13 protein-coding genes are annotated in these 16,558 nt (G+C 55.9%); 1 reads left to right on the forward strand and 12 read right to left on the reverse strand.

The features are described from left to right. Positions 1 to 15 precede the first annotated feature (15 nt). Positions 16 to 948 carry a glycosyltransferase family 2 protein gene (locus tag NKH38_RS29095; RefSeq protein WP_352760662.1) on the reverse strand — a complete coding sequence of 311 codons (933 nt, stop codon included), beginning with the start codon at positions 946 to 948 and terminating at the stop codon, positions 16 to 18. Positions 949 to 1,086: 138 nt separating this feature from the next. Then, on the reverse strand, positions 1,087 to 3,075 hold the full coding sequence (locus NKH38_RS29100) for a UDP-N-acetylglucosamine 4,6-dehydratase (RefSeq protein WP_352760665.1): 1,989 nt from the start codon (positions 3,073 to 3,075) through the stop codon (positions 1,087 to 1,089). Positions 3,076 to 3,590: 515 nt separating this feature from the next. Between NKH38_RS29100 and NKH38_RS29105 the strand changes: the two genes are divergently transcribed. Next, on the forward strand, positions 3,591 to 4,214 hold the full coding sequence (locus tag NKH38_RS29105) for a class I SAM-dependent methyltransferase (RefSeq protein ID WP_023731352.1): 624 nt from the start codon (positions 3,591 to 3,593) through the stop codon (positions 4,212 to 4,214). A gap of 120 nt (positions 4,215 to 4,334) precedes the next feature. Here the strand turns inward: NKH38_RS29105 and NKH38_RS29110 are convergent, their stop codons facing one another. The 10 genes from NKH38_RS29110 to rfbA all read right to left on the reverse strand — a co-directional run bounded on the left by NKH38_RS29110 (position 4,335) and on the right by rfbA (position 16,229). Next, complete coding sequence (locus NKH38_RS29110; RefSeq protein WP_352760668.1) at positions 4,335 to 8,051, reverse strand: glycosyltransferase; 3,717 nt, start codon at positions 8,049 to 8,051, stop codon at positions 4,335 to 4,337. A gap of 89 nt (positions 8,052 to 8,140) precedes the next feature. After that, entirely contained in the window at positions 8,141 to 8,881 is a 741-nt protein-coding gene (locus NKH38_RS29115; protein WP_023731354.1) for an ABC transporter ATP-binding protein, read from the reverse strand. After that, a complete protein-coding gene (locus NKH38_RS29120) occupies positions 8,878 to 9,693 on the reverse strand; it encodes an ABC transporter permease (RefSeq protein WP_352760672.1) in 816 nt (271 codons plus the stop codon). Before NKH38_RS29120 ends, NKH38_RS29115 begins: the two co-directional genes overlap by 4 nt. A 202-nt stretch (positions 9,694 to 9,895) precedes the next feature. Beyond that, positions 9,896 to 11,056 (reverse strand): glycosyltransferase family protein, encoded by a 1,161-nt coding sequence (locus NKH38_RS29125; protein WP_084569974.1) that lies wholly within the window; start codon positions 11,054 to 11,056, stop codon positions 9,896 to 9,898. Positions 11,057 to 11,110: 54 nt separating this feature from the next. Further along, positions 11,111 to 11,614 (reverse strand): GNAT family N-acetyltransferase, encoded by a 504-nt coding sequence (locus NKH38_RS29130; protein WP_023731357.1) that lies wholly within the window; start codon positions 11,612 to 11,614, stop codon positions 11,111 to 11,113. After that, positions 11,611 to 12,738 carry a DegT/DnrJ/EryC1/StrS family aminotransferase gene (locus NKH38_RS29135; RefSeq protein ID WP_023731358.1) on the reverse strand — a complete coding sequence of 376 codons (1,128 nt, stop codon included), beginning with the start codon at positions 12,736 to 12,738 and terminating at the stop codon, positions 11,611 to 11,613. The genes NKH38_RS29130 and NKH38_RS29135 overlap by 4 nt, the downstream gene beginning before the upstream one ends. A gap of 28 nt (positions 12,739 to 12,766) precedes the next feature. Then, complete coding sequence (gene rfbD, locus NKH38_RS29140) at positions 12,767 to 13,675, reverse strand: dTDP-4-dehydrorhamnose reductase (RefSeq protein ID WP_352904691.1); 909 nt, start codon at positions 13,673 to 13,675, stop codon at positions 12,767 to 12,769. Next, the gene (rfbB, locus tag NKH38_RS29145) at positions 13,672 to 14,766 is read right to left on the reverse strand and encodes a dTDP-glucose 4,6-dehydratase (RefSeq protein ID WP_352760676.1); all 1,095 of its coding nucleotides are present in this window, start codon (positions 14,764 to 14,766) and stop codon (positions 13,672 to 13,674) included. The genes rfbD and rfbB overlap by 4 nt, the downstream gene beginning before the upstream one ends. A 25-nt stretch (positions 14,767 to 14,791) precedes the next feature. After that, the gene (gene rfbC, locus NKH38_RS29150) at positions 14,792 to 15,346 is read right to left on the reverse strand and encodes a dTDP-4-dehydrorhamnose 3,5-epimerase (RefSeq protein WP_352760679.1); all 555 of its coding nucleotides are present in this window, start codon (positions 15,344 to 15,346) and stop codon (positions 14,792 to 14,794) included. 1 nt (position 15,347) lies between these two features. After that, the gene (gene rfbA / locus NKH38_RS29155) at positions 15,348 to 16,229 is read right to left on the reverse strand and encodes a glucose-1-phosphate thymidylyltransferase RfbA (protein ID WP_352760682.1); all 882 of its coding nucleotides are present in this window, start codon (positions 16,227 to 16,229) and stop codon (positions 15,348 to 15,350) included. Positions 16,230 to 16,558: the final 329 nt, after the last annotated feature.

Genomic DNA, 16,558 nt, shown 5'->3' on the forward strand with positions numbered 1-16,558 from the left:
CCGTGTCTGCATGCTCTAGATCCGCCGCCAGATGAAGGCCAGATAGAGCCCAAGCGTCCCAGCCAGCGTCTGCCGGTAGACGCCGCTTTTTCTGAGAAGGCGCAGGCGTAGCAAGATACCGCCCTTTCGTGCCCTGATGAACAGGCCGAGACAGGCGGCGGCATCCCTCGAGAGGATGTCGCGATTGACCGCCAGGCCACTCAGATTGTGATCGGTCCAGACGGCGAACTCGCCCCTGAAGAGGCGCCCCAGCCGCGACAGCCTCGCCTTCCACGACACGTTGGCGCCGACCAGGTTTGCCTCATGCTGGCGGTAGCGCACCAGCGGTCGCGGGTCATAGCGAACAATGCCGCCGGCAGCCGTGACGATCAGATAGGTCCACCAGTCATGGCTGACGAACTCGGTCCTTGCCGATGCCTTTGCCAGCAACTTTCGCGCGGCGCGGTTGATCATCATCGTGTTGCCGCCGGCAATGCTTTGCACAAGCGCATTGCGAAATGCGGGTGGATGCTGGAACAGCGGCGAATACCCTTGCGCTGCTCCGGTTTCGGACATGGTCGCGGTTCTGGAGCAAAACAGCAGCGGCGTTCCGGCATCGTGCCCTTGCATCCAGGCAATGGCGCTCTCCAGCCTGTCCGGCTCCCAGATGTCGTCCTGGTCGCAGAAGGCGTAGTAGTCGGCCTCGATGCGCGGATCGATGATCATCGCGCGGAAGTTGGCGGCAAAGCCCTGGCGAGGACCATTCGACAGGGTCAACCGGCCTTTGGTCCAGCGGCTCTGCCAGGCGCCGATAATGGCCGAGGTGCCGTCTGTCGAACCGTCGTCGGAAACCCAGAGGTCGACAACAGGATACGATTGCGCAGCCAGCGACGCGAGCTGCTCGTCAAGGAAAGCCGCGCCATCTTTCGTGCCCAGCAGCACGGCCACGCGCTGATCTTGTCTGCTCACTGGTTCAAAATCATCTGCAAACGCCTGGGAACGGCCATCGGATCGGTTTCAATAGCCAATCCCGGTCGATCAGGACAGGCTCTTTGTTTTGACGCAATCCCGGACGGAAAACCGCTCCACACTTTTCCTGGAATTGCTCTAACCAGCTTGCCCGACTGTTTTCGCAACGGTTTCCCGGCGTGCGTCACTTGGAGGCTCTTCCGCCTGATAGAGGCCGGTCATGACGGCGAGCGCCGAGGCCTTGTCCTGATCGCGCATGGCCGCCTGCAGCAATGTCAGCGCCGCCTGGACCTTGGGCCATCCCACGACATCGGTCCTGAGGCCGAAGATCTTGGGGATATCCAGCGCGACGATCTCCTCATTGCCGCCATGCAGCACCTCGTGAAGCTTCTCGCCCGGCCTGATCCCGGTGAAACGGATCGGAATGTCGGTGTAGGGGCTTTTGCCGGCCATGCGGATCATGGTTTCAGCGACTTCGAGGATCGGCACCGGCTTGCCCATGTCGAGCATGTAGATGGCGTAGTCGTCCTTGCCCTGGCGCCGCTCGGCGTCGGCCGCCGACATGATGACGAGGTCGACGGCTTCGGCCACCGTCATGAAGTAGCGGGTCATGCGGCGATCGGTGATGGTGACCGGACCGCCGGCCTCGATCTGCGCCTGGAAGATGGTGGCGACCGAGCCATTGGAGCCGAAGACGTTGCCGAACCGCACGGCGATGAACTTGGTGCCGGAGCGACGGCCGCTGGCCCCGGTGGCGTGCGTTTCGTGCAGCGAAGAGACGATCTGCTCGGCGGCGCGTTTCGTCATGCCGAGCACCGAGGTCGGATCGACCGCCTTGTCGCTGGAAATCAACAGGAACTGCGGCACCCCGCATTTGGCGGCAACCTCGGCGCAGACGAGGGTGCCCAAAATGTTGGTCTGGATCGCCGATTCCCAGTTTTCCTCGAGCAGCGGCACATGTTTGAGCGCGGCGGCGTGGAAGATGATGTCGGGCTTGAAATCGCTGACGACGCGGGTGATCTGGCGCCGGTCTGTGACATCGACGATGCGGCTCTTGAGCCGGACAAGGTCCTTTTCGTCAACCTGCTGGTCGAGCTGGAAAATACCGAACTCCGAGATATCGGCGACCAGAACCGCCTCGGCGCCAAGTTCCAGCGACCGCTTGACCAGGATGCGACCGATTGAGCCGGCGCCGCCGGTGACCAGGACGCGCTTGCCACCGATAAAGCCGCCGATCCGCTCAATATCGGAAGCAACTGTGGAGCGGCGCAGGATGGTTTCCATCTCGACAGCGTCGAGTACCAGCTTTCCGCCTTGGCCGAGCTCCGAAACGCCGGAGAACTGGACGACGGCGATGCCGCTGTGACGGGCGACACGGACCAGTTCCGAATATTCCTCGATCTCGCGTTCGGTGCCATTGCCGAAAATCAGCATGTCGAGGCTTTTGGTGCCTCTTGCATATTCTTCGAGGACCTCGACCAGGCGGGGCCGCACGGCCACCACCGGAACGCCCTGGATCTGCGTGCCCAACGGCGCGCCGTTCTCGATGGCCATGATGCCGGCGATGGAATATTCGGCCGGCTCGGCCGTGCGTGTGAAGCGGATGATGACGTCTGCTTCGCCAAGCCTGCCGACGAACAGCGCTTGTTTGATCGCCGCATTGTTTGCGTTGCGGCTCAGGATTCGCCAGCTCGCCCCGTCGCGCAGGAACCGGTAATAGAGCCGAGGCGCCGATATGATGGTGAAGGAGACGAGGAAAAAGACGATGAACTGGCGCTCGTTGAGGCCGGTCACCGGCTGAAACGATCGAACCGCCAGCGAGACGACATAGAGCGTGACGGTCAGGATGGCGCAGCTCTTCAGGATGTTGAAGAAGTCCGGCGTGGAGGCGAAACGCCACACGGTGTTGTAGAGGCCGCAATAGCGAAACAAGAGATGGCTGAGAAGAACAATGCTCACCCAGCACGCCAGGCCCGGCCAGGAGAGCGCATCGAATGAAAGTCTCGACTGCGAAAGCCCGAGACTGAGCGCCACCGCGACCAAGACCATGACCAGGTCCTGGATCATTATAATGGCGCGCCGCATCTTCGGCCGAAGTCCGGACACGACCTCTACATAGGATGTCATTGGGTAGTACTGAACTCCAGGCGCAAGGACTTGGACACTAACATTGGTGCAAGAGCGACGGAAACCCGTCATCCACCACTTGATTAGAGTGCCAATCCCCAGCCCCCGCTGCCCATATCGCATAGCGCGGAGTTGCGGTTACCGCCAGATATTTTTTGGATGGCACGTCCGGTTGATGAATCGGGCGCTCAAACAGCCACCCTTTTGAGGAGTGATCTCAAGCCAGCCCGTGCATACGTCAGCCCTCGATCGCTATAATACCGGCGATGGAACGGTCGAGATTTCGAGATGTCATGCCCAACCCGCCTGTGGCGCATATCGCGCGACAGGAGGCGCAACCAAAGGCTGGAGGCGAGCCAACAGCCAGATACTATATGCCAAGCCGGCCGGAGACAATCCGCATTCCATGCGACCGGCGTCCATGTGGGAAGCCGTGCCCTGATAAATCCTAGATTACTGGCTAGCGGAGGCTGCTGGTATCGTCGACCAGACACTCAAATCAGAGGAAGTGACCCATGGTTCGAGCTTGGGACAATTGGGATGTTGATGGAATTGCAGATGAAATTCAGTCGATCTGGCAGAATTCCCCAACCGAAGATGCTCATCGCGAAGAGCTAGTCCACATAGTATCGCATCATGTTGATTCCCATGCACCTTCCATTCTCGAAGTTGGCTGCGGGACCGGCCTCATTTACGAAAAACTCACCAATGGTATACTTAGCGATTCCAGATATATTGGTATCGACTCATCTATAAAAATGCTGGAGAAAGCGATAGGCAATTTCCCAGAAGGCAAATTTATTTTAGGTGATGGTTATTATCTTGCTTTCGGAAAGGAGGAATTCGATGTGGTTCTGTGTTTTGAGGTGCTCGGCCACATTCCTGAGATAGACCAGTTCGTAGCTGAATTGCTTCGTGTCACGCGGAAGACCTGCATCTTCACAACTTGGCCAAGCGACGAACAGGAAATAGAGGAAAATTACGAGACGATTGGCGGCGTTCAGTTTTTACACCGACGATATTCAGATGCTTTTATTCGGAAAATTATCCGTGCCATAGGGCCAAGGGACCTAGGCGAAATTGAGACCGTTAGCCTTCGCTCCGGGGGCCAAGCATACATTGTCACGCGCCATTCTTGACAATTGCTAAGCGCGAATTGGCTAATGCGCTCCACTGGTCACGGATTGTATGCACATCACGCTGCGCGCTCATCCAAATCGTGCAACCTCCGTCACTCGCTTTAGACGCAGCGACCGTAGCTACTCGAATCTAGCGAAGGGAAAACGCTTTAGTGCGCCGTAGATCACCGGTGGCCGCACCACCTCATAGATGGTGACCGGTACGTCCGCTTCGCGCACGAAAACTCTGAGCCGCCACCCCGCCTGAAGATCACGAACAGGCGTGTCAAACGAAAATCTTGCGGGGAGGCCCTCTTCAATATCGGCGAGTGAGCGGGTCACGGAACCCATAATCTTATCATTGCTGGACACGATCTCTATGCCTATGAGCCCTGCCTGCGTCCGAATAAGTGGCACGATGCCAAGATGGACAACCGATAGGGAGGTAAGCGCGAAACGAACGGTATATTCTCTATAAGATATGCTCGAGAGATCCTCGCTCAGACGCAGTTCATCACGTCGCATGCGGCCGAAGTGCTGGCGGCTGAAAAGGTCAAGCGGAGCGAAAACGGAAGAAACCATGTCCCACATTTCGCTCGTCCGCCAGTTAACGGCTCTCGCAAGCCTGAGTGGACGTGAGAAATGTTGAGCTTCAACCTCCGAATGGAGCCTGGCAATTGTGGAAACCACAGCGGGCTCAAATCTCTCTGGGAGCACGTCCGGTCGAGCCATCGAGACATCAGCGACCGCCTCGATCGACTTCTCGGACGCCGCCTTGCTGAAGGCTGCCCCATAGAGATCCATCAATTCGGCACGGACATAGCTTGAACGTCCCAGGACGCTTATCGTCCGATAAGCACTTCTTAACATCTCAGATCGCCGCACAACTGGATATCCAAGAAACTCCATAACAGCATTCGCCAGTTCCTCGGGGGACGTATCCTTGGCAATCAACCCGTTGTAACGATGCTTGATCAATTCGGATACGCCGCCAACACTGGGCGAGATAACAGCGACACCAGACGCCATAGCCTGAAGCATCGTCTGCGGCATAGATTCGTCCAGGGCGGAAATGAGCAACACGTCGCAGCCTGCGTAGAAGCGTTCCGGATCGGAAACGAACCCATGAAAGATGACGTGGTTTTCCAGACCTTGTTCCGCCACGTAATCGCGGCACTCCTTGGCGTACTCAACATGAAGGTCATCGTAACCGATCACGTGGACAGTAACGTTGTGCCCAGCCTTTCGCAGAAGCACGGCCGCGTTGATGGCGGCGAGTTGATTCTTGCGAGGCTGCAACGTTCCCGAAACCACTATCTGCAGCGGATCTCGTATGGAAAAGTTCCGAACCTCCTGTGCTTGGAATAGCGAGAGATAGATATCGTCGACGGGGCAGACGATACGGCGCACGGCGACCCCAGACTCTTTCTTCCACCGCTCCCCATGTGTCGCCGAGGAGCAATGAATTGCATGGGCGAAGCCCGTCGTATTGGCGCCCTCATAGTATTGATGAACGCTAGCGACAACTGGAACCCCAAGTTCGAATCCAAGCGCCGTCATAGCTGGCTGCCAGGTTGCGAAGTGAAGAAGTCCTATATTAAGCCCAGCTAATCTTTCGCCAATGCGTTGGGCACCCTCCCGATCTCTCTCATGAAGCGACCGGATTTTCGACGCATCGACACCATTCATTCCGTTCTGCCAGTTCTCCTCCAACAGCGGAGCATCCTTCGTTGCCGCGCACCAAAGACGAGCAAATTCTGGTCCAAACCTCTCGTCCTGCGGAACCAAACCCACAACGTCGAAACCGAAAGAAGATACCAGCGCCGCATGCCGCAGCAAATGAAGGGTTGCTCCTCCCAGCGCGGCCTCATGAAAGCCATAGAGAATTGCCTTATCCTTCAAACGCGAATGAAGTGCTGTCGCGGCGAGCGCACCATAAAAATCGTAGTATTGATTTTCCGTGGTATAATGGGTTTCTACATATCTACGAACCTTCTCCAATATTTTGTCGCGTTGCTCGGCCTTCATCTTGATCAGACCTTCAATCGCGTTTGCCCAGTCATCAGGTCGATTGCTCACCTTGACACAAACCGAATCGGGCAAGCGGCTATACGGCGCCACATTACTCATTACGCTAATCGCACCTGCCGTGACCGATTCTAACAATTTGACAGGGCTCTTACTCCGTTCAGCACGTGTCTCACCCTCAAGAGGCGTGAGCGAAATATCGAAATAAGTGCTGCTTAGTTCAGCAAGATAGCTGTCATATGAATGGGTGAACGGCTTGAAATAGACATCGCACTCCAGAGCAGGGAAATCACGCGGATCGATTCCCCAGAAGTGAAATTCGACGTCATCCTTATAATCTGACGCCACACGTTGTAGCCCAGCCCAGATTTTTGTGATAATAACACCTCGAAATTTATTGCTAAAAATCGCTATTCGAAATTTTCCAGACCTGCCGTATTCTCGTTTTTCAATATAACGACGACGTATATTGGATTGAAGTCTAATCCTACGGCGATTATACTTTCCAAAATCGTCAATAATTTCATCGCTGTACCCGATAACAGCATCGGCTGCGGATATCTGCGTCACTATGCTTCGGTATCCAGGCGTACCAGGCGCGATAGAGGAATGTTCTGCCCCCACTTCATGGAAGCGAAGCATGTTGTCGTCCATCAAATAGGCACACGGAATGCCCCTTCGCCCCTTACCAGCCAACAGTTGCTCTGCGGGACCCACAGTACGGTATAGGATGGCCATGTCCGTGTCCGACGTGTCGAAGTGCCGTACATCTCGCTCCCTTACGAAGGTACTGCTAAAGCCTCTTTGATTTTCAAGGTTCTCAAAATTACGAACGGCCACATCCACAGACGTGCTGTAATCAGGCTTCGTCACCAGTATACGCTTGTGCTGCATAGCCCCGGATGCGGCAACGGCCAGCTCTGAGGGGCTACAGTAGTCATTATACCTCGAAACAAACGGCAGAGCCTCTTCTCTATAGTACCTCTGTATCTCGGACTTCGAGAATCTGTTCCTCCAATGTTCGGCGCCAATCAGATCATAGCCAGCAATATTGTCAGGCTTCAGCTGATTGTCTCGCGCAAGCTGCAGGTATTTCAAGGTGCGGGTAAAATCTGACCGCACATCCCGGCCAAGCGAGTTCTCCATGTCGGCGCGAACGATCGAACACGTCGCATCCACCCATTGAAAGGGAGCACTTCTTCCGAAACGAAGCCAGAGATCGTAGTCCGAGTATCGCCTGGCCGCCACGTGAGGGTCGTACATGCCATGCCTTTCAAAAAGAGCAGCATGGTGAATTACTGAGTTGTTTGCGATATAGTTGCCATGCAGCAGGAGTCCATAATTGAACTCCTGCCCAAGCACCCGCAGAAAGACATCGCCTTTGTCCGTCGCACGATAGGCGTCGCAGCTACCATAGGCGACGCTTGGAACAGCTTGACGCCCAAGCCAAGCCATACGCACCTTTAAGCTGTCCTCCGTCCAAAGATCATCATCAAACTGATAGGCAATGTACTTGCCGCGACCGTGAAGCGCGGCCTGATTGACGCGCAAGGCTGGAAGACCACTGTTGTGCTTGTACGAATGTATGATGACCCGTGGATCGGCAAGCTGGTACTCACTCAGCACATCGGCAGTTCCATCGCGCGAACCGTCATCCACAATGATCAGCTCGAAATCGCCATAGCTTTGCGAAAGCACGCTCTCAATTGAAAGCCGCAAGGACCCGTTAGCACGCGCAAAAGTAGGAAGGATCGCCGTCACTTCTGGTACCGACCGCCTTCTGTCGATGTGGCTAATGGAAAGATCGTGGCCACAATCACCGAATCTCATATTTCCTCCGAATTCAAATATCTATTGAGCTCCGCGTACAAGCCGACGTGACGTCGATCTCCGCTCTACTCCGCCGCAAGGCAGACAGTTTATCGCTGCGAGGCCTCATATCCAGATATCACCTCTGATGTGTCGCCATCCATAACAATTATTCCCTTATCTATCCAAATAGTTCTTGCGCAAAAACTCTTCAACAAATCAAAGTTATGAGATGAGAAAACAAGAATCTTACCCTGCTCCATAAATTCAAACATACGACGTTTTGCCTTCTTCGCAAAACGAATATCTCCAGCGCCCATCACCTCATCTATAAGCAATATTTCCGGATTTATGCTCGTTGAAACAGCAAATGCGAGGCGAATGAACATACCCGCGGAATATGTCCGAACGGGATATCCCAGGAACTCGCCAAGCTCCGTAAACTCCTCAATCTCCGGCAGCTTCGCCTCGATCTCATCGGGCGTCATGCCAAGCAGCAAGCCGCGGATGCGGATGTTGTCCCGGCCGGTTTGATTCATCTCGAAACCGGTTGCGAACTCGAACATCGGGCAAACATGCCCTTCGGTTTCGACGACTCCGCTGGTCGGCGCGTAGATGCCGGCCATCACCTTCAACAGCGTGCTCTTCCCCGCCCCATTCAGGCCGATAAGCCCCACCCTCTCGCCCTGCTCGATAGCAACAGTGACATTCTTGAGGGCCTCAACCGCATAGGCGCCGGGAGCCGCTCCCGCGCTGCGTCTCCTGGTCAACCAGCCTATCAGCCCATCGGTATTCATATCGCCGGTGAAAATTACGCCGGCGTTATGCAGTCGTATGAAGTTCTGCGTCAAAGGAGGAACACCACTTTTTTGTCAAACCGCGAAGCCACGCACCAAGCAATCCCGTACAAGATCAGAATATAGGCAGCCACAAATTCGTATGAAAAAAGCGGAGCGAAGCTTGCATACAGAATTGGATGGCGCACGATATCGATCAAATGGTAGATGGGGTTAATCATATAGACGAGCTCCAGGCCGTGATCCTTCAGAACACTGGCAGGAACCACGATCGGCGTTAGATAGAACAGGACCTGCAAAACACCAGATAAGGCATGCGGAAGATCTCGAAAAGCAACACCTAGGTAGGAGAATATCGTGATATGACCAATCAGGGCAATATATAACATAAATAGACCAGGAACAGCCGTAAGCCATCCGGTAACTTCAAAAATACCAAGCGCAATCTGCAATATTCCGATAGCGAACAGGCCAATTACAAAATTCATACTGCTACTTACTAAAGTCCTCATAATGTATATTTGCTTTGGGTATGAGAACTGCTTGATATAGCCCTCCGCATTTATGAAAACCATGCCAGCATCGATGATGGAGGCGGAAATCAACCCCCAGATAACGAAACCCAGCATCAGGTAAGGAAGAAAGGCCCCCAGATCCTGCCCGAACATGACGCCGTAAACGAAACCTATAGCCCCCACATAGAGTCCAAGGTTGAGCAGAATCCACAGCGGACCGATGAACGAACGGTGATAGCGACGCTTGATGTCTTGCACGCCGATAAAAAACCAGACGCGATGAAGCAGAAGCGAGCGCAAGACGTCACGGAGCAGCCTGTTCTTGTCCGCACTTGAATAGCTGTGTTTCATGAGCAGTACCGAGTTTGCCGTTTCGCTTGAGGCGCGCCGCCATGGAGGGTGATTTCAGCATCGCGTTGCAGTGCTCCCCGACCATGACCGGCGAGATGCTGCAGATGGAGACGGCAAGCCCATGGGCGCGTTGCCAATTCGCAAAAGATCATGTGGCCGGATAACCTGTCAAATGAGCGCCCCATGCGATTGACATAAAGCACTAGGCACGAACCAGTATTTTTCGAATTATTTTCTGGGTGATAAGAAAACACCCTCCATCTCGATAGTTCACCATAAAGTGTACTCTATACCTTTCGAATCTCCCCCATAATTTCCCCCACCTAACTTTTCTCAAATTAAGCTTTTTTACATTTTTCGGACGACGGCCATCCATTTGAATGAATACGTCAGCCCAATTCTGGGAGACCGTACTTAAATTATATCGTTTCTTAGCGTCATCAAATGCGACACCAATCAATTCATTTCGTTTTTCCGGCAACTTAACCAGCATTGATATCGCATCCAGCCACGCTTTCTCGGTATTGTCAACGAGAAGTCCTGTTTGTGCATCCCTTACGACGTCTTTGTATGGAGTAATGTTTGAGTATATCCCGGCTATACGAAGGGCGCCATACTCACGATACTTGTTATCTGTCTTGCTGCGGTTTGCTTCATGGTCGATCAGAGGTGCCAAGCCAATCGCCCAATTTCTCGAAGTCTGGAATTTGATGTAGGCGCCGTAGTCGCCAGTGTGCGGAAAAAACCGAACTCGTGCGCCGGCCTTAACTCCCCATGGAAGGACACCGGCGAACTCGAATACCGTTTTTGGAAATCTCTCCAGGATCGGCTGAATAAGCGGCGATATCAAACTCAAATCAGCAACCCGCGAAGGGCTTCCCGCAAAGCCGATTCGGATTTCGTCAGTAGAAACCGAAGACGGGCCGTCAATGAGTGAAAAATCGAAAAACGACGGCAGAACCGTCACGCGGGCATTAAAACTTGATACGAACCTAGCCAGTTCGGGGGAGTTTACGATAACGGTCTCAGCATGAGAAACCATAAACTCCAACGATTTCCTGACAGTTGGATGCCGATAATACAATGCGAGAGGATTGTCTCCAACAATTCTCCAGAAATTATCATCAATATAGTACACATATGGCCTGCCCGCATCAGAGAGTAGTTTTGCCCATGCCGAAGCCTGTGAGTCGGCGCACCTTACAAACATTGGAATTGTATTTGGTGAAAAGTCACCTACCTGAAGTTCGGTCATGAATTTTACTTCGTGATCGACGCCATGAGCCCGACAGGCCTCCATGATTTGCTCAAGCAAATATGTAGTGGCAATTTTTGCCTCTATGATCATTAGGATCCTGGCCATGTCGAGCTCACATAGCCCGGCGCGGAGGCGTTAGCATGAAATTGCGCCTCGCGGTCATGGAGTTCTACCTCGACCCAAGCCCATGCGGATCAAGCCATCGGAACGGCCTTCCTCAATAAACCCCTCGCGTATGTAAAGGCGAATGGCTTTTGTATTTTGCTCCATAACCTCAAGGAAGAGATAGGAGAGGTTCAGGAATTGCGTGCCGAAGCGGACGATTTCCGCGCATGAGCGGCCGATATAGCCTTTGCCAGCCATTTCTGGCGCGACTAGAAATCGGCCAACTTCCGCGCTCCGGGTATTCTCATCGATATCGTAAATGGCGCACTGGCCGACCGGGTGGCCATTCGCTTCCACCAGAAAGAAAAAATCATTTTTCTTTTTGAGGTAGCTTTTGTACCAGGCGATATGCGCGGCAAGGTTGATCCTGTCGGATGTGTTGAACCAGACGCGTGCGTCGTCACGATTGCGCCAGGCAAGGATTGTCTCGAGATCCCGCTCCTCCACGAGCCTCAAGATAACCGTGCCGTCTCCGAAAGGGGCGATTTGCGGTTTCATTGGGCGTATTTGAGAACCAGTTCGGAAACCAAGTCCACATCCGTCTTGCTCATGCGAAGATGCAGCGGCAACGATATGATTTCCTTGCTTGCCGCCGAAGCATTTGGACAGGTACCTGCCGCGAAGGCGTACATCCGGTAGTCGGTGTTGTCACGATAGTGAACGCCGGGATAGACACCGTGCTCGTTAAGGGCAAGCATCAGATTATCGCGGTTCTGAACGCGTATCTGGAGAAGATGCTGGGCAGACTCACAACTATCCACGGTCGGCACTACATTGACGTGGTTGTGACCCTCAAGATGCTGACGGTACCAAAATGCCAGCTGACGCCGGAACGCGTTGTCGACATCAAGATATTTCAGCTGCACGATAGCAATCGCGGCCATGATCGAGTTGCCGTGATACTTGTAGCCAAGCTCCTCGACGTCATACATCCATTTGTAGGCGCCCTGAGCGGCCGTGCGAGCATATGTATCCTTGTTGATCCCCAACCAAGTCAGCTTACGAACTCGCTCGTCATCCTCTGCCTCCTTGAAGCAGATCATTCCGGAATCGGCTGTGGGAAGATTTTTGACGGCCTGAAAACTGAATATCGTCGCATCGGCATCACCGCCAATGTGCGTTCCGTTGACCCGTGTGCCTGACATATGAGCCGCATCGAGCACCAGCTTGATGTCATGCGCGCGACAAATCTCCAGTATCTCCTGATAGCGGCCCGTATTGCCTCCCATGCCGACAAAGATCAGCGCTTTTGTCTTGTCCGTGATCCGCTTGAGCACGCTTTCGGGGTCGAGGCAGAGGTATTCATCAACGTCTGCGAACACCGGCTTGAGGCCTGTCTGAAGGATGGCGTGATTGGTCGAAACGAAAGTCAGCGGCGTCGTGATAACCTCGTCGTCGTCGCTCCATCCGTGCTTGGATTTGAAAAGCTCAAAAGCCAGGTGAAGTCCAACCGTGTTGGAATTCAGGAAGTGGGCATGCGGAATGCCGGTATAGTTCTTCCACGCCGTTTCAAACTCCGCAGTCTTGAAGCCAAGACCTGTCCATCCTTTTTCAAGGCACTCACGGATTTCCGACAGGCATTCTTCAATACGGAAATTCGGTACAAATAGCTGAACTGACATCAAATGTGCTCCGGTAGCGCCTGCTGGTTCATAGGGTTGGCGTGCATTTCGTCTCCGCGATCAAAAGACGGGATACGACGTCTACGGTGGAACCGTGCCAATCCGGTGCCGTCCAGTTGAATGTGCCTTCGAACTCCGCCGTCGATAACCGAGAATTTCGCGGGCGCAGCGCCTTGGTCGGGTAGTCACTCGTGGATATCTCCTTCACCGCAGCGTAGGGCCCGTCAAGCGCTCGACTCGTAGCCAGGATATGATGCGCGAAGCCACTCCGGTTAGTGTCACCGGTTCCCACGAGATGATACACGCCAAAGCGAGCAAAACTTCTGTCGCCATGCAGGACCGCCGACGAAACCAGGATCGCGTCAGCTAAATCAAAAGCGGAGGTCGGATTTCCCCATTGGTCGGCAACCACCGCGATCTCGTCGCGGTTGGCGGCGAGCCCAAGGATGATCCTGACGAAATTCTTGCCGAACGGGCTATAAGCCCAGGCCGTGCGCAGGATCAGATGGCGCGGATTGACGGCGGCCACGGCCAGCTCGCCGGCAAGCTTGGAGGCGCCGTAGACGCCGAGCGGTGCGGTGGCGTCGGTCTCGACATAGGCGCCGTCCTTGGTGCCATCGAAGACGTAGTCGGTCGACAGATGGATTACGGGCACGCCGAGCTTCGCGGCCGCCTCGGCGACCTTGCCGGCGCCGACTGCGTTCACAGCGAAGGCAAGATCGGGCTCGTCCTCGGCCTGGTCGACCGCGGTGTAGGCGGCAGCCGACACCACAATATCCGGCCGCGCTGCCGCGAGTGCGTCGAACACCGTATCGGGCCGCGCCAGATCGAGCACTGGGCGGCCGAGGGTGACGACCTCGATGCCATCGCGCCTCTGCCCGGCCTCCAGCAGGCTGGCAGCGACCTGACCCTCGCGTCCGGTGACAACCAGCCTCACGCCGCGCCCTTCCTGCCTTCAACCTGGCCGCGCGACCGGACTTGCCCCAGCCGCTCGCCGGCGTAGCGCTGCTCGCGGATCGGTCCCCACCACCACTTGTTGTCGAGGAACCAGTCGACCGTCCTTGCCAGACCGCTGTCGAAACTCTCCGCCGGCGCCCAGCCGAGATCCCTGCCGATCTTGGAGGCATCGATGGCATAGCGGCGGTCGTGGCCGGGGCGATCGGTGACGAAGCTGATCAAATCGCGGTAGCTCCTGCCGCCGCTGCGCGGACGCCTGATGTCGAGCAGGTCGCAGATCGTCTCGACGACGCCAAGATTGGTGCGCTCGGAATTGCCGCCGACATTGTAGCTCTCGCCCGGCTGACCCTTGGTGGCGACCAGCTCCAGGGCACGGGCATGGTCCTCGACGAACAGCCAGTCGCGCACATTAGCGCCGGCGCCGTAGACCGGCAGCGGCTTTTCGTCGAGTGCGTTGAGGATGACCAGCGGGATCAGCTTTTCGGGGAAGTGATAAGGCCCGTAATTGTTCGAACAGTTGGAGAGCACGACCGGCAGGCCGTACGTCTCGTGCCAGGCCCGCACCAGATGGTCGGATGCGGCCTTGGAGGCGGAATAGGGCGAGGATGGCGCGTAAGGCGTCTCCTCCACGAACATGCCGCCATCGAAGGGCAGATCGCCGAACACCTCGTCGGTCGAGACATGGTGGAAGCGGAAGCGCGCCTTTCTGTCCTCGTCAAGGCCGCGCCAATATTCGAGCGCCGAATTCAGCACCCGGTAGGTGCCGACGATGTTGGTCTCGATGAAGGCGCCGGGTCCGTCGATCGAGCGGTCGACATGGCTTTCGGCGGCGAGGTTCATGACGACGTCGATCTCGTCGCGGTGGAGGATGTCGAGAACCGCCCGCTCGTCACAGATGTCGGCCTGCGCAAATTTGTAGTTGTGCGCATTCTCGATGGTGCGCAGCGAGGCCAGATTGCCGGCATAGGTGAGCTTGTCGAGATTGGTCACATGGTAGGCCGGATTGGCGCACAAATGCCGGCACACGGCCGAGCCGATGAAGCCGGCACCGCCTGTCACCAGAAAATTCATGGCGCTCTCCTCACATCGTCGCGCGTCATGCGAACACCTCGGCCTCAGCAAGCGCCGACGCCTTGAGGTCCTTGGCCGAGAGCTCGAAGGCGCCGGCCGGCGACGGCCAATCGATGCCGATATCAGGATCGTCGAAACGGATCGATCGATCATGCGCCGGCGAATAGGTGTCGGTGACCTTATACAGAACCTCGGTGTCCGGCACGAGCGTGACGAAACCGTGCGCGAAACCCTTCGGCACCAGGATCTGGTTGCCTCTCTCGGCCGATATTTCGAGCGCGACCCATTTTCCGAAGGTTTTCGAGCTGCGGCGGATGTCGACCGCCACGTCGAGAATGCGGCCTCTGATAACACGCAGCAGCTTGTCCTGCGCGCGTGGAGGCAGTTGATAGTGAAGCCCCCGCACGACACCTGCGGCAGCCGAATAGGAATGATTGTCCTGGACGAAACGCAGATCGATGCCGGCCTCGGCAAAGGCCTCGGCATTCCAGGTTTCGATGAAATAACCGCGCGCATCGCCGTTCCGCTTCGGCACGATTTCCAGCACGCCGTCCAAACCGAGCTGCCTGACTTCCAGCACTCTATGTCTCCGTCAGCTCGGCGACACGCCGGCGCAGATAGGCGGCGTATTCGTTCTTGCCCAGGCGCGTGGCGCGCTCAAGCACCTTGTCGGCGGTCAGCCAGCCCTGCTCGAAGGCGATTTCTTCAGGACAGGCGACCTTGATCCCCTGGCGGTGCTCGATCGTGCGCACGAAGGAAGAGGCTTCATGCAGGCTGTCATGAGTGCCGGTGTCGAGCCAGGCATAGCCGCGGCCGAGCTGATGCACGTGCAATTTCCCGCGCTCGAGATAGACGTTGTTGACCGCCGTGATCTCGAGTTCGCCACGCGCCGAGGGCTTGATCGTCGACGCGATGTCGACGACCTCATTGTCGTAGAAATAGAGGCCGGTGACCGCCCAGTTGGACTTCGGCTCCCGCGGCTTCTCCTCGATCGTCAAAGCCGTGCCGCTGAGCTTGTCGAACGACACCACGCCGTAGCGCTGCGGGTCCTCGACATGGTAGGCGAACACCGACGCGCCGCTTTGGCGCTGCGCGGCAGCGCGGCAGAGCTGCGACAGGCCCTCGCCGAAATAGATGTTGTCGCCGAGGATCATCGACACATTATCCTTGCCGATGAAGTCGCGGCCGATGATGAAGGCCTCGGCAAGCCCGTTGGGCTGCGCCTGCTCGGCATAGGAGAATTCGATCCCGAATTCCGAACCGTCGCCCAGCAACTCCCGAAACACCGGCAAGTCGCGAGGTGTCGAAATGATCAAAATCTGGCGGATACCGGCGAGCATCAAGACGCTCAGCGGATAAAAAATCATCGGCTTGTCGTATATCGGCAGGACTTGCTTAGAGATCGCTAATGTTAGGGGATAAAGACGCGTCCCGCTGCCTCCCGCAAGGATTATTCCTTTCACAAGCTCTCCTTGAATTGCCGGCCCCCGCCCTGAAATCAAGTTGCTCGTGCTTAGGTTTCGCGCAATGGCTTGTCAATTCAATCTCGGCCGTGGATCGGCGCCAGAATTGCTCTGCATCTGCCGCCTCGCGGCAATTTGACCGACCAGCACAGGCTGACGCTGCAATAGATGCGGCGATTTGGCAAACCGGCGTCCCGCCATCCTTTTGGATGCACAACAATAAAAAAGCCGGGGCGGCCATTTGGGCCCCGCGGCATTATTGGGTGCGGGTTTATGGGGGGAGTGGGCGGTGCAGTTTAAAGAAAAAACCCCCCCAACAACCAGCGGCG

Origin of the sequence: Mesorhizobium sp. M1078, assembly GCF_040318615.1 — a bacterium.
Lineage (GTDB): Bacteria > Pseudomonadota > Alphaproteobacteria > Rhizobiales > Rhizobiaceae > Mesorhizobium.